Here is a 12,443-nt window from a genome sequence, read left to right as displayed (position 1 = left end):
GCGGCGTCGAAACGCGGAGGAGATCGTGGCGACAATTCCTGCAGATGTTCTGGGGCTCCCGAAGCCCGCCTGGGCCGCGGACGACGTGGCGATGCTCTACGACATGGCACACCGCTTCATGTCGGAAGAGATCCTTCCGCATTATGACGGCTACGAGAAGAACGAGATCGTCGACCGTGCCGCCTGGGAAAAGGCCGGTGCTGCTGGCCTGCTCTGCGCCTCGATTCCCGAGGAATATGGCGGTTCGGGCGGCACCTTCGCCCATGAGAGCGCGATCATCGAGGCGATCGGCCATGTCGGCGTCGACGGTTTCGGCATCGCCCTGCACAATGCCATCGTCGCCCCCTATATCCTTCACTATGGCTCCGAAGAGCAGAAGAAGAAGTGGCTGCCCAAGATGGCGACCGGCGAGTTGATCGGCGCCATCGCCATGACCGAACCGGGTGCCGGCTCCGATCTGCAGGGTGTGAAGACGCGAGCCGAAAAGGACGGCAACCAGTACCGGATCAACGGCTCCAAAACCTTCATCACCAACGGCCAGCTGGCGAACCTGGTCATCGTGGTGACCAAGACCGACCCGTCCAAGGGCGCCAAGGGAACCTCGCTGATCGTCGTCGAGACCGACGAGGTCGACGGTTTCGAGCGCGGCCGCAACCTCGACAAGATCGGGCTCAAGGCCAATGACACTTCGGAGCTGTTCTTCAACGACGTGCGCGTGCCGACATCCAACCTGCTCGGGCAGGAAGAGGGGCAGGGTTTCGTTCAACTGATGCAACAGCTGCCGCAGGAGCGGCTGGAAATCGGCACCGGCGCGATTGCCATGATCGAGCGCGCGCTGGCCGTGACCATCGACTACGTCAAGGACCGCAAGGCCTTCGGCAAGGCGATCCTGGATTTCCAGAACACCCAGTTCAAGCTGGCCGAACTCAAGACCGAGGCGACCATCGGCAGGGTTTTCTACAACGACTGCGTCGCCCGTCACATTTCCGGCGGGCTCGATCCGGTAACTGCTTCGATGGCCAAGTATTGGCTGTCCGACCTGCAGTGCAAGATCGTCGATGAGTGCCTGCAATTGTTTGGCGGCTATGGTTATATGAACGAATACCCGATCGCCCGCATGTATCGCGACGCCCGCGTGCAGCGCATCTATGGTGGTACGAACGAGATCATGAAGTTGCTGATCGCGCGCTCGCTCTGAGCAGCCGATCCGGAAACCAAGGAGCAAGAAAATGGCTGACGCTTTTGTCTATGACGCCGTGCGCACGCCGCGCGGCAAGGGCAAGAAGGATGGATCGCTGCATGAGGTTCCGGCGGTGCGCCTCGGCGCCAAGGTGCTGGAAGCGCTGCGCGACCGCAACGGCTTCGACACGGCAGAAGTCGACGACATCATCTTCGGCTGCGTCGATCCCGTCGGCGAAGCCGGTTCGGTGATCCCGCGCTCGGCCGCCTTCGAGGCCGGCTACGACAACAAGGCGCCGGGCATGCAGATCTCGCGCTTCTGCGCCTCCGGCCTCGACGCCATCAACTTCGGCGCTGCGAAGATCGCGCAGGGTGCCGACGAGATCGTGATCGCCGGCGGCGTGGAATCGATGTCGCGCGTCGGCATGGGCATGTCGGGCGGCGCCTGGTTCATGGATCCCTCGGTCGGCATGCCGGCCTGGTTCATGCCGCAAGGCGTATCGGCCGATCTGATCGCCACCAAATATGGTTTCTCGCGCGACGACGTCGACGCCTATGCCGTCGAGAGCCAGAAGCGCGCCGCCAAGGCCTGGGAGAAGGGCTACTTCAAGAAGTCGGTGGTTCCGGTGAAAGACCAGAACGGCCTCACCATCCTCGCCCATGACGAGCACATGCGCCCGACCACCGACATGCAGTCGCTCGGCCAGCTGCAGCCTTCCTTCGTCATCCCCGGCGAGATGGGCGGCTTCGACGCGGTCGCCGTGCAGCGTTATCCCGAGCTCGAAGAGGTCAACCACGTCCACCATGCCGGCAATTCGTCCGGCATCGTCGACGGTGCGGCGGCCGTCCTGCTCGGCTCTAAGAAGGCCGGCAAGACGATGGGCCTCAAGCCGCGCGCCCGCATTCGCGCCTTCTCCAACATCGGCTCCGAGCCGGCGATGATGCTGACCGGTCCGGTCGACGTCACCGAGAAGCTGCTCAAGCGCGCCAAGATGAAGATCTCCGACATCGACTTGTTCGAGCTCAACGAGGCCTTCGCCTCGGTGGTGCTGCGCTACATGCAGGCCTTCGAGATCCCGCACGACAGGATCAACGTCAATGGCGGCGCGATCGCCATGGGACACCCGTTGGGGGCCACCGGGGCGATGATCTTCGGCACTGTACTCGACGAACTGGAGCGCCGGGACCTCAACACCGCGCTGGTGACGTTGTGCATCGGCGCCGGCATGGGCACCGCAACGATCATCGAACGCGTTTGATTTCGGCCGGAAGGAGACAGACATGACCTATACCAACTTCACGGTCGAAACCGACGCCGATGGCATCGCGCTCGTCACCTGGAACATGCCCGACCGCTCGATGAACGTCTTCACCGAAGAGGTGATGGGCGAGCTCGACAAGATCATCGACCAGGTCGTCGCCGACGCCGGCATCAAGGGCGCCGTCATCACCTCGGGCAAGGAGACCTTCTCCGGCGGTGCCGACCTCACCATGCTGCAGAAGATGCTCGGCATCTATGCCAAGGAGAAGTCCAAGGATCCGGAAAAGGCAGCCAGGCTCCTGTTCGACAATGCCGGCCGCATGGGCGCGTTGTGGCGCAAGCTCGAAACCTGCGGCAAGCCGTGGGTGTCGGCGATCAACGGCACCTGCATGGGCGGCGCATTTGAATTGTCCCTGGCTTGCCACGGCCGCGTCGCGGCTGACTCGGACAAGGTCAAGATGGCCCTGCCGGAAGTGAAGGTCGGTATCTTCCCGGGCGCCGGCGGCACCCAGCGCGTGCCGAGGCTTGCCGACCCGCAGTCGGCGCTGCAGATGCTGACCTCGGGCCAGACGCTGTCGCCGCAGAAGGCGAAGGGCATGAATCTGATCCACGAGATCGCCGAGCCGAAGAAGCTGATCGAGACCGCCAAGGCGATGATCAGGAATGGCCTGAAGCCGGTCCAACCCTGGGACGAGAAGGGCTTCAAGCTGCCCGGCGGTCCCGTCTATTCTGCCGCAGGCGCCAATCTCTGGCCGCCGGCAATCGCCATCCTGCGCCGCGAGACCTATGGCAACTATCCGGCTGCGACAGCGATCCTGAAATGCGTCTATGAAGGCCTTTTGGTGCCGTTCGACACCGGCCTGCGGATAGAGCAGCGCTACTTCACCGAGATCATGCAGACCAGGGAAGCGGCAGCGATGATCCGCTCGCTGTTCGTGTCGCTGCAGGAGCTGAACAAGGGCGCTCGCCGTCCCGAAGGCATCGCCGATACCAAGTTCAAAAAGATCGGCATCATCGGCGCCGGCTTCATGGGGGCGGGCATCGCCTTTGTCACCGCCAAGGCCGGCATCCCGGTGGTGCTCGTCGACCGCGACCAGGAAGCGGCCGACAAGGGCAAGGCGCACTCCGACAGCCTGATCTCCGACCAGGTCAAGAAGGGGCGGGCCAAGCCGGAGGAGCGCGAGAAGCTCCTGTCGCTGATCACGCCGAGCGCCGACTATGCCGACCTCGCCGGCTGCGACCTTGTGGTCGAGGCGGTCTTCGAGGATTCGGAAGTCAAGAAGGCGACGACCGAGAAGGCGGAAGCCGTGCTCAAGTCGTCGGCGGTGTTTGCCTCCAACACCTCGACCATACCGATCACCTCGCTTGGCAAGAACTCGGTTAGGCCGAAGAACTTCATCGGCATCCACTTCTTCTCGCCGGTCGACAAGATGATGCTGGTCGAGATCATCATGGGCAAGAAGACCGGCGACAAGGCGCTTGCGGTGGCGATGGACTTCGTCCGCGCCATCAAGAAGACGCCGATCGTCGTCAACGACACGCGTGGCTTCTACGTCAACCGCTGCGTGCTGCGCTACATGTCGGAAGCCTTCAAGATGCTGATCGAAGGCGTGCCGGCAGCGATGATCGAGAACGCCGCCAAGGCTGCCGGCATGCCGGTCGGCCCGCTGGCGCTGACCGACGAGACCGCCGTCGACCTCGCCCAGAAGATCATGAAACAGACCATCCGGGACCTCGGCGAGAAGGCTGTCGATCCACGCCAGATGGCGCTGATCAACACCATGGTCGACAGCCATGGTCGCCTCGGCCGCAAGAACACCAAGGGCTTCTACGATTACCCGGCAAAACCGGCGAAGAAGAAGCTGTGGCCCGGCCTCAAGGACCTCTATCCGCAGCTTGCTCCGGAGAAGGTCGATGTCGAGGAGATCAAGCAGCGCCTGCTGTCGGTCATCGCGCTCGAAGCCGTGCGCGTGATGGAGGAGGGCATCGTCACCGACCCGCGCGAGGCGGATGTCGGCTCGATCCTCGCCTTCGGCTTCGCGCCCTACACCGGCGGTGCGCTGTCCTACATCGACGGCATCGGTGCCAAGAAGTTCGTCAAGATCGCCAAGGACCTGCAGAAGAAGTACGGCGCCGAGTTCAAGGCGCCCAAGCTGCTGGTCGACATGGCCGAGAAGGGCGAGACCTTCTACCAGCGCTTCGATCCTTACGCGAAGGCAGAGGAAAAGAAGGCGGCCTGACGCAGCATGTACGTCTGGGCAAGACTGGCACGCATGGCCGCGACGAAATCTCGTCGCGGCCCTTACCGTTTTGGCGATGAGGGCCGGCTGTCGTTCCGCTGCCTGCCGACCGACATCGACTTCAACATGCATCTCAACAATGCGCGCTACATGATGCTGGCCGATGTCGGTCGCATCGACATCTTCATGCGCTCGGGCCTGATCGAGCTCGCCCGCAAGCGTGGCTGGGCACCGATGCTGGGTGGCCTGCAGACGGTGTTCGTGCGCGAAATCAGGTTGTGGAAGCGCTTCGACGTCGTCTCCTCAATCGAGACCTGGAGCGGCTCCGAGGTGATCGGCAAGCACCGCTTCGTGCTCGAAAACGGCGAGACAGCGGCGCTGATCATGACCAGCGCCGGTGTCTACGACCGGGCCAACCGCCGCTTCGTGCTGATCGACGATCTGGTGCGCGAGCTCGGCGCCGACATCACCCCGCGTGACGCCAGCGAGGAGGAGAGCATCTTCATCGCCTCGCACAAGGGCCTGCGCACGCTGGCGAAGTCGAAGGACTGATGCCGCTTCTGGCGGCGGGTGGAGAGTGCTAAAATAGCGAGACCTGAACGATTGTGCATTGGGAGGAGTGTTCGCCATGCGCATGATGCTGAAGGTCTCAATCCCCACCGAAGACGGCAACAGGGCGATCAAGGACGGCTCGCTGCCCCAGGCCATTGAACGCGTCATGGCCGACCTCACGCCGGAGGCAGCCTATTTCACTGCCGAGGCCGGGCGCCGCACGGCGTTCATCTTCCTCGATGTGGCCCATTCGTCCGACATGCCGCTGGTCGCGGAACGCTTCTTCTTCGGCTTCAACGCCAACGTCGACATGATCCCCGTGATGAATGCCGACGACTTGAGGAAGGGCCTGCCCGCGGCGATGGCCGCGCTGGCAGGCTGATCCCTTTCATCAGCGGCAGCGTGCAGACCAGCGACGCGGTCACTCTGGCTGTCCGCATTGGCGGTGGACAACGGCGACAGGCGTGGTTAAATGCCGAAAGGTATTTTTTCCTGTCCGAAGGAGAGCGCCATGCTCTCGCATGAACGTGTCTGGGCCGCGATCGACGCTCTCGCCGAGCGTTATTCGCTTTCGGCGTCGGGCCTCGCCAAGAAGGCCGGGCTCGACTCGACGGCGTTCAACAAATCCAAGCGCCAGTCCGTCGATGGGCGGCCGCGCTGGCCGTCGACGGAGTCGCTGGCCAAGATCATCGAGGCCACCAATTCCTCGCTCGAGGAGTTCCTGGGTTTTGTCGAACCGGTGCGAACGGTCAGCAGGGCCAAGGGACGGGAACGGGCGGCCGGCGTGCCGCTGCTCGGCTTCGCGCAGGCCGGCGCCGGCGGCTTTTTCGACGATGCCGGTTTTCCGGCAGGGCAGGGCTGGGACCTCATCGAGATTCCGGCGCGCGCCACCGAAAGCTCCTACGCGCTCGAGGTCCAGGGCGACTCGATGTTGCCGCTCTACCGCAATGGCGACGTCCTGATCGTCGAGCCTGGGGCCGTGGTGCGCAAAGGCGACCGCGTGGTGGTCAAGACGATCTCGGGCGAGGTCATGGCCAAGGTGCTGGAGCGCCAGACGCAAGGCATCATCGAACTGGTCTCGCTCAATCCCGAGCATCCGATCAGGCGTTTTCAGGCCCATGAGGTCGAATGGGTGGCGCGCATCGTGTGGGCGAGCCAGTAAGGTGCGTCCGGCAGCCATAGCAGTCGCCGCCGCGGGGTTCGGCATCGCGGCTTTGCTCGTCACCATGGGCGGGCACAGGCTCGCGGCGATCGAGGCGCCCGAGATCGACGTGATCGACGAAAGCGACCTGCCTGACATGCCGCCGCCGGAAGAGGGTAGCACGTCGGCGGTCGAGCCGGAGGCGCTCGATGCCGAGGCTGCGTCGAGACCGGTGGCGCCTGAAGACATCGCCCCGCCGCCGCTCGAGCAGGGCGATCTTGTGCGCGAAGCACCGCGCCCGCCATTGAGCGAACTCAGCCTGGCGTTGCCGCCCAAGCCCAAGATGCCCGACGATTGGGACGGCACAACACTGTTCCAGCCGGTAGCGTCGGCTTCAGGCCTGATCGAGGCCAAAGGTTTCAGTGTGGCGATTGCGGGGGTGACCCCCGTCGATGTCGGCGAAAACTGCAGCTATGAGGGTAAGGAGTGGAACTGCGGAACGCGGGCGCGCACGGCGTTTCGCAGCTTTCTGCGCTCCCGCGCCGTGGTCTGCGATGTGCCGCCTCAGTCCGAGCGCGGCGTGATCGTTGCCCGCTGCCGCATTGGCAAGCAGGACGTCGGCGAATGGCTGGTCGCCAATGGCTGGGCCAAAGCCGAGGCCGGTGGTCCCTATGTCGAGGCGGGCAAGAAGGCCGAGGCCGAGAAGAAGGGCATCTACGGGCCGGTACCGACGCGCATCGAGATGACGCTCACGCCCGTGGGGACGAGCCTGCCCGCGGTCGAGCCGCCACCATCCGAGCCGGCCGTCGAAGAGCCGGCGCAATAATTCAGGCGCTTTCGGGCAACCGCTCCAGATAGAGGTCGAATTCGTCGCGATGGGTTTCGACGAAGCCGTGGCGCTCGTAAAAGCGCCGGGCGTCGCTGCCGCGCAACACGTCGAGGCGGATTGGCTTGGCACTCTCATTGGCCTCGCCCAACAGCTGTCGCAATATGGCGCCGCCGACACCACGCCCCTGCGCTTGCGGCACGAGATAGAAGTGCTCGAGCAACAACGCGCCATCTTGTGGGCCAAAGGCGACGCAGCCTATCAGCTGTCCGGCCGGGTCCAGGATCAGGCGCGTATGCTCGGGGCGGAACGACGCGCGAAAGCGGGCACGCGCCCGCTCTGGATCGAAGCGGCCGATGCGCTCCAGGCTCGGCCGCATTGCATGCAATCTAATCTCGAACAAGCGTTCGAAATCAGCCTCGCGGGCTGGCACCAGGCTGAACGCAGCGGCCGCGCCGGCTGGTGGCACGTCAGGTCGCCAACTTGCCTTCCAGCGCCTTGGTGATCAGCGCCCGGGTTTCGGCGATGCCGTAAAGGGCTGCGAACGAGCCGAAGCGGGGACCGCGTTCCTGGCCGATCAGCACCTGGTAGATCATCTGGAAGAAGGCGCCGGACACGCCGGGGCCACCCTCCGGACTCTTCTTGCTGTGGTCCTGGTAGCGCTCGATCTGGCGCGCGACGTTAAGCGAGGCATTCTGGATGGCTTCGCCGTCAGCACCCGCGGGCAGGTCGGCAAGCGCCTTTTCCAGCGCTTCCAGTGCCGCCCGCTCGACCTCGTCGGCCGGCCGGAAGGTCTTGGTCGGCTTCACGAAATCGTCGAAGTAGCGGACGGCATAGCCGGTCAGCTTGTCGAGCTCGGGATGCGTCTCGGGCGTCACGCCGGGCGCATGGCGCGAGATGAAGCCCCACAGAACTGCCTTGTCATGCGCGTTGGAGGCGCTGACCAGGTTGAGCAGCATCGAGAACGGCACCGGCATGTCGACAACGGGCGGGTTGCCGTCATGCATGTGCCAGACAGGATTGCCCAGCCGTTCCTTCCATTCCTGTCGCGGATACGCGGAGAGGAAGGTGTAGTACTCGTCGACGGCGCGCGGGATGACGTCGAAATAGAGTTTCTTGGCCTGGCGCGGGCGCTGGTACATGTAGAGCCCAAGGCTTTCGGTCGGCGCGTAGGTCAGCCACTCGTCGATGGTGAGGCCGTTGCCCTTCGACTTCGAGATCTTCTGGCCGTTCTCGTCGAGGAACAGTTCGTAGACGAAGTGCTCCGGCGCGTGCCCGCCCAATAGGTTGCAGATGCGGTCGTAGATGACGGCATTGGTCTGGTGATCCTTGCCGAACATTTCGAAGTCGACGCCGAGCGCTGCCCAGCGCATGCCGAAGTCCGGCTTCCACTGCAGCTTGACCTTGCCGCCGGTGACCTCAAGCGTGGTTTCGGTGCCTTCGTCGTCGAAGGTGATGGTGCCGGCCTTGGCGTCGACATGCTTCATCGGCACGTAGAGCACGCGGCCGCTCTTGGGCGAAATCGGCAGGAACGGGCTGTATGTCGCCTGGCGCTCTTCGCCCAGCGTCGGCAGCATCACCGCCATGATCTGGTCGTAGCGCTCGGCGGCGCGCAGCAGCATCGCGTCGAACTTGCCGGCCTTGTAATACTCGGTCGCACTGGCGAACTCGTACTCGAAGCCGAAGGTGTCGAGGAAGCGGCAGAGCATGGCGTTGTTGTGGTCGCCGAAGCTGGCGTAGTCGCCGCCGAAAGGATTGGGCACCGCCGTGAGCGGCTTGTGCAGGTGCGGTTCGAGGAAGGCGCGGTCCGGCACGTTGTCGGGGATCTTGCGCATGCCGTCCATGTCGTCGGAGAAGCACAGCAGCTTCGTCTTGACCTTGCCTTCGGTCAGCACATGGAAGGCGTGGCGTACCATGGTGGTGCGCGCCACTTCACCGAAGGTGCCGATATGCGGCAGGCCGGATGGGCCGTAGCCGGTCTCGAACAGGACGATCTCGGGAAATTCTTTGCCTTTGTAGCGCTCGACGATCTTTTTGGCCTCTTCGAACGGCCAGGCTTTGCTTTCAGCCGCTGCCGCGAGGAGTTCGGGGTTGAGATCGATGGTGTTTGATCTCGTCATGTCGAGAGCCCTTTGATTGTTGGGCGGAGTTTCCGCCGAAGACGGCCATGCTCTATGCGCGCATGCCGCGGGCGTCAACGATTCCGGCCATTTTTCGTTGCAGTGACGGGGTTGCGTTCCTAAGTTCGGGCGAGATTCAACACTTTGGAGACCTCCATGCCCTTGCCGACTGCCCACGAGGCGCTGATCTATCTGATGGTCATCACCTCAGCTTCCGACCGCGACATGACCGATGTCGAGCTGGCGCGGATCGGCGAGGTGGTCAAGTCCTGGCCCGTCTTCATGGACTTCGACCAGAAGCGGCTGATCGGCGTGGCACAGGACTGCCAGGAGCTGCTGCACGAGGAGCCGGGGCTGGAAGGCGTGCTCGAACTCGCCCGCCGGGCAATTCCGGAGCGGCTACATGACACGGCCTATGCGGCGGCCTTCGAGGTGGCTTCAGTCGATCTCGAAATGCGGATGGAGGAGGTGCGCATCCTGCAGCGCCTGCGCCATCACCTGAGCGTCGACGCGCTGACTGTCGCTGCAATCGAGCGCGCCACCAAGGCCCGCCACCGCTCCCTGACCTGAGCCGGTCGAGCCTTGGTCAGAAGAAGCTGACCGGGAAGTAGCGGAGATAGAGCTCGGCGAAGGTGCCCTTGGCCGAGATTTCGTGCAGCGCGTAGTCGAAGGCTGCGGCAAGTGCGGCATTGCCTGGCGTTGTCGCGATCGCAAGCCCGGTGCCGAGATATTCGGGCGCCAGGTAGGGCCCGCCGGCAAAGCGGCAGCAGCCGACGGCGTCGGTGCCGCTCAGCCAGAACGACAGGCGCATGCCGTCGCCGAAGACGGCGTCGAGCTTGCCGTCTTTGAGGTCTGCGTTGAGCCAGTCCGGCTTGGCATAGGTGACGACCTTCAGATTGCCGAAATAGTCCCTGAGCACACGCTCATGCGCCGAGCCGGCGATCACGCCGACACGCTTGTCGCGCAGCTTGTCGACCAGCGGCTCGGTGACGGCCTGCGCCTTCTTCATGATGAAGCGCGCCGGGAATTGCAGATAGGGCCGCGAGAAGGCGTATTTTTCGCGCGTCTCGGCCGTTGCCGGCACGCCGGCGATGAGGGCTTCGCCTTCGCCTGCGTTCAGCGCGCTGCCGAGCTCGTTCCAGGGCAGGGCCTGGATCTGGCATTTCTCGGCAATGCCGAGTTCCGCGCAGATGGCGCGGGCGAGGTCGACATGGAAGCCCGACAGGCGGCCCGCCTTGTCGATGAAGTTGAAGGGCGGGAAATCTGTGGTGGTCAGGAAGCGCAGGCGCGGCAGCGTCGACAGATCAGGCTTCGGCAGCCGCTCCTTGCTGTCCCACAGCACCGGCACCTGCGGTTCGGCCGACCGGGCCGGGCCGGGCAGTGTTGCAAGCGACATGACGATCGCAAGCATCAGCGGTGCGGGGTTCATGTCTGCTCCGGGCCTTCGGTTGCCGCGTGTCCGGTCTGGACACGCGTCGCGATGATCACTGGCAGAAGCTTTAGCGTCGTCGTCGCGCGCAGGCAAAGCGATTGTGGAACAATGCACCACAAGGGTCACAAGCCCCGAGGTGAAAAAGACAATCTAAGTTAATTAGTCGGCGTCTCACCCGTTCGGGGCATGGCCTCAAATGGGCCAATATGCATAATCGCCTGCGGGGAGTTGCAGCATGGGGGTGTTGCAATGCAACTGGACCAGTCGCCTTGGGGGGGACGCACCTGCGCGTGCGGGCTGTCTGAAACAGCTGGCGTGGCTTGGTTCGATTACTGTCGTAGTATCCAAATTTACGGCTCGCAGGCCGTGGGTGCGTGATGGTTGCGGTTGACTCCAGTCACGCGACCATCCGCCCCGCTTTTTCTGCGTCCGCGCTGTATTGCGCGCCACCGAAGCTCAGGCGTTCGACGAAGCAGACGGCACCACGCCTATGAGGCTGGTATGGCGCTGCCGGCTTGCGCTGAAACCAAAAGACCGCCGCAGCTTCTGAAGGCTGTGCGCGTTTGCGACGGCGTGTTGGGCGATGCTGCCATGGGCAGGTGGTGCTTGCTGTTGGAGCGATGCCGGTGGTCGCCCCATTGGGCGAATACACCGCATCGGCGCCGCCGCGCGAGCTCACTCATTTGCCTTCAAACCGCTAGTCCTTCAGGAACTTCATGCCTTCGGCGATGATCTTGCCGTCGGGCCTGCCGACAACGTCGAGATCGCGGCCTTCATAAGGCAATGCCCGCAGGATATGGCGGATGACCGCGATGCGGCCGCGCCGCTTGTCGTTGGCCTGGACGACGATCCATGGCGCGTGCTGGGTGTGGGTTTTTTCGACCATCAGGTTCAGCGCCCTGGTGTAGTCGTCCCATTTGCTGATGCCGGCAATGTCCATCGGCGAGAACTTCCAGCTCTTGAGCAGGCTGTGGCGACGGTCGTGAAAACGCTTGAGTTGCATCTCCTGGCTGATGTCGAGCCAGAACTTGAAGAAATGGATGCCCTCGTTGACGATCATCTTCTCGAAGTTCGGCGTTTCGTCGAGGAACTGGCGGTGCTGCTCGGGCGTGCAGAAGCCCATGACCGGCTCGACTCCGGCGCGGTTGTACCAGGAGCGGTCGAAGGTGACGAACTCGCCCGAGGTCGGGAAATGCTCGACGTAGCGCTGGAAATACCATTGGCCGCGTTCGGTCTCGGTCGGCTTGGTCAGAGCAACGTCGCGCGCCGTACGCGGGTTGAGGTATTGGCGCACCGCAGCGATGGTGCCGCCCTTGCCGGCGGCGTCACGGCCCTCGAACAGGACGAGCACGCGCTTGCCGACGGCCTGCAACCAGGCCTGCAGCTTGACCAGTTCGATCTGCAGCTGTTCGATCGTCTTTTCGTATTCCTTCTGCGGCAGCTTGTCGTCATAGGGATAGTGGCCCGACGTCAGCGCCTTCTTGTCGATCCAGTCGGGCAGGACGGGGTCGTTGATGTCGAAGCTGCGCTCTTCCTTGCCGATCCTGATCTCGACGGGGCCGGCGACCGGCACCGGATCGACCTTAACCGCCGCGCTGGCGGCGTTGTCCTTCTTGCTTTCCTTGTCTTTTTTCATGACCTCGGCACCTTTCCAGCTCGGCAAGTCATGCTATTGGGTGGCTTGGAAGCGGT

12 protein-coding genes are annotated in these 12,443 nt (G+C 63.6%); 8 read left to right on the top strand and 4 right to left on the bottom strand.

The genetic code is table 11. The features are described 5' to 3' along the window. The first annotated feature begins 25 nt into the window (after positions 1 to 25). From H5P29_RS27795 to H5P29_RS27765, 7 genes are all read left to right on the top strand, one after another. Positions 26 to 1,198, top strand: a complete 1,173-nt coding sequence (locus H5P29_RS27795) for an acyl-CoA dehydrogenase family protein (RefSeq protein ID WP_157097166.1) — start codon at positions 26 to 28, stop codon at positions 1,196 to 1,198. A gap of 31 nt (positions 1,199 to 1,229) precedes the next feature. Beyond that, entirely contained in the window at positions 1,230 to 2,438 is a 1,209-nt protein-coding gene (locus H5P29_RS27790) for an acetyl-CoA C-acetyltransferase (RefSeq protein ID WP_067965446.1), read from the top strand. A 22-nt stretch (positions 2,439 to 2,460) separates the two neighbouring features. Further along, entirely contained in the window at positions 2,461 to 4,680 is a 2,220-nt protein-coding gene (locus H5P29_RS27785; protein WP_067965441.1) for a 3-hydroxyacyl-CoA dehydrogenase NAD-binding domain-containing protein, read from the top strand. A gap of 6 nt (positions 4,681 to 4,686) precedes the next feature. Continuing rightward, on the top strand, positions 4,687 to 5,232 hold the full coding sequence (locus tag H5P29_RS27780) for a thioesterase family protein (protein WP_067965439.1): 546 nt from the start codon (positions 4,687 to 4,689) through the stop codon (positions 5,230 to 5,232). Between the two features lie 76 nt (positions 5,233 to 5,308). Beyond that, positions 5,309 to 5,614, top strand: coding sequence for a hypothetical protein (locus H5P29_RS27775; RefSeq protein WP_154387163.1), 306 nt, complete (start codon positions 5,309 to 5,311; stop codon positions 5,612 to 5,614). Between the two features lie 129 nt (positions 5,615 to 5,743). Beyond that, positions 5,744 to 6,394, top strand: coding sequence for a helix-turn-helix transcriptional regulator (locus H5P29_RS27770; RefSeq protein ID WP_067967097.1), 651 nt, complete (start codon positions 5,744 to 5,746; stop codon positions 6,392 to 6,394). Between the two features lies 1 nt (position 6,395). Continuing rightward, positions 6,396 to 7,199: a thermonuclease family protein gene (locus tag H5P29_RS27765; RefSeq protein ID WP_067965434.1), complete on the top strand. Its 804-nt coding sequence runs from the start codon at positions 6,396 to 6,398 to the stop codon at positions 7,197 to 7,199. A 1-nt stretch (position 7,200) separates the two neighbouring features. On the opposite strand, the gene H5P29_RS27760 is transcribed toward H5P29_RS27765, so the two are convergent. Then, the gene (locus H5P29_RS27760) at positions 7,201 to 7,578 is read right to left on the bottom strand and encodes a GNAT family N-acetyltransferase (RefSeq protein WP_083948802.1); all 378 of its coding nucleotides are present in this window, start codon (positions 7,576 to 7,578) and stop codon (positions 7,201 to 7,203) included. A 91-nt stretch (positions 7,579 to 7,669) separates the two neighbouring features. Beyond that, on the bottom strand, positions 7,670 to 9,319 hold the full coding sequence (locus H5P29_RS27755) for a lysine--tRNA ligase (RefSeq protein ID WP_154387162.1): 1,650 nt from the start codon (positions 9,317 to 9,319) through the stop codon (positions 7,670 to 7,672). A 156-nt stretch (positions 9,320 to 9,475) separates the two neighbouring features. Here H5P29_RS27755 and H5P29_RS27750 point away from each other — a divergent pair, with 156 nt between their 5' ends. Continuing rightward, the gene (locus tag H5P29_RS27750; RefSeq protein WP_067965428.1) at positions 9,476 to 9,889 is read left to right on the top strand and encodes a tellurite resistance TerB family protein; all 414 of its coding nucleotides are present in this window, start codon (positions 9,476 to 9,478) and stop codon (positions 9,887 to 9,889) included. A 16-nt stretch (positions 9,890 to 9,905) separates the two neighbouring features. Here the strand turns inward: H5P29_RS27750 and H5P29_RS27745 are convergent, their stop codons facing one another. Together H5P29_RS27745 and ppk2 are read right to left on the bottom strand one after the other, a co-directional pair. Further along, on the bottom strand, positions 9,906 to 10,748 hold the full coding sequence (locus tag H5P29_RS27745; RefSeq protein ID WP_154387161.1) for a transporter substrate-binding domain-containing protein: 843 nt from the start codon (positions 10,746 to 10,748) through the stop codon (positions 9,906 to 9,908). Between the two features lie 700 nt (positions 10,749 to 11,448). After that, positions 11,449 to 12,387 carry a polyphosphate kinase 2 gene (gene ppk2, locus H5P29_RS27740; protein ID WP_083948698.1) on the bottom strand — a complete coding sequence of 313 codons (939 nt, stop codon included), beginning with the start codon at positions 12,385 to 12,387 and terminating at the stop codon, positions 11,449 to 11,451. Positions 12,388 to 12,443: the final 56 nt, after the last annotated feature.

The organism is Aminobacter sp. MDW-2, from assembly GCF_014250155.1.
GTDB lineage: Bacteria > Pseudomonadota > Alphaproteobacteria > Rhizobiales > Rhizobiaceae > Aminobacter > Aminobacter ciceronei.
The sequence above is the reverse complement of the archived record's forward strand: the minus strand, read 5'-3'. Positions and strand labels throughout refer to the sequence as shown.

What these genes read in the sequence shown, in the direction of transcription:
- H5P29_RS27790 (WP_067965446.1), top strand. Translation starts at nt 1,230, where the DNA reads ATGGCTGACGCTTTTGTCTATGACGCCGTGCGCACGCCGCGCGGCAAG.
- H5P29_RS27785 (WP_067965441.1), top strand. Translation starts at nt 2,461, where the DNA reads ATGACCTATACCAACTTCACGGTCGAAACCGACGCCGATGGCATCGCG.
- H5P29_RS27780 (WP_067965439.1), top strand. Translation starts at nt 4,687, where the DNA reads ATGTACGTCTGGGCAAGACTGGCACGCATGGCCGCGACGAAATCTCGT.
- H5P29_RS27775 (WP_154387163.1), top strand. Translation starts at nt 5,309, where the DNA reads ATGCGCATGATGCTGAAGGTCTCAATCCCCACCGAAGACGGCAACAGG.
- H5P29_RS27770 (WP_067967097.1), top strand. Translation starts at nt 5,744, where the DNA reads ATGCTCTCGCATGAACGTGTCTGGGCCGCGATCGACGCTCTCGCCGAG.
- H5P29_RS27760 (WP_083948802.1), bottom strand. Translation starts at nt 7,578, where the DNA reads ATGCGGCCGAGCCTGGAGCGCATCGGCCGCTTCGATCCAGAGCGGGCG.
- H5P29_RS27755 (WP_154387162.1), bottom strand. Translation starts at nt 9,319, where the DNA reads ATGACGAGATCAAACACCATCGATCTCAACCCCGAACTCCTCGCGGCA.
- H5P29_RS27750 (WP_067965428.1), top strand. Translation starts at nt 9,476, where the DNA reads ATGCCCTTGCCGACTGCCCACGAGGCGCTGATCTATCTGATGGTCATC.
- H5P29_RS27745 (WP_154387161.1), bottom strand. Translation starts at nt 10,748, where the DNA reads ATGAACCCCGCACCGCTGATGCTTGCGATCGTCATGTCGCTTGCAACA.
- ppk2 (WP_083948698.1), bottom strand. Translation starts at nt 12,387, where the DNA reads ATGAAAAAAGACAAGGAAAGCAAGAAGGACAACGCCGCCAGCGCGGCG.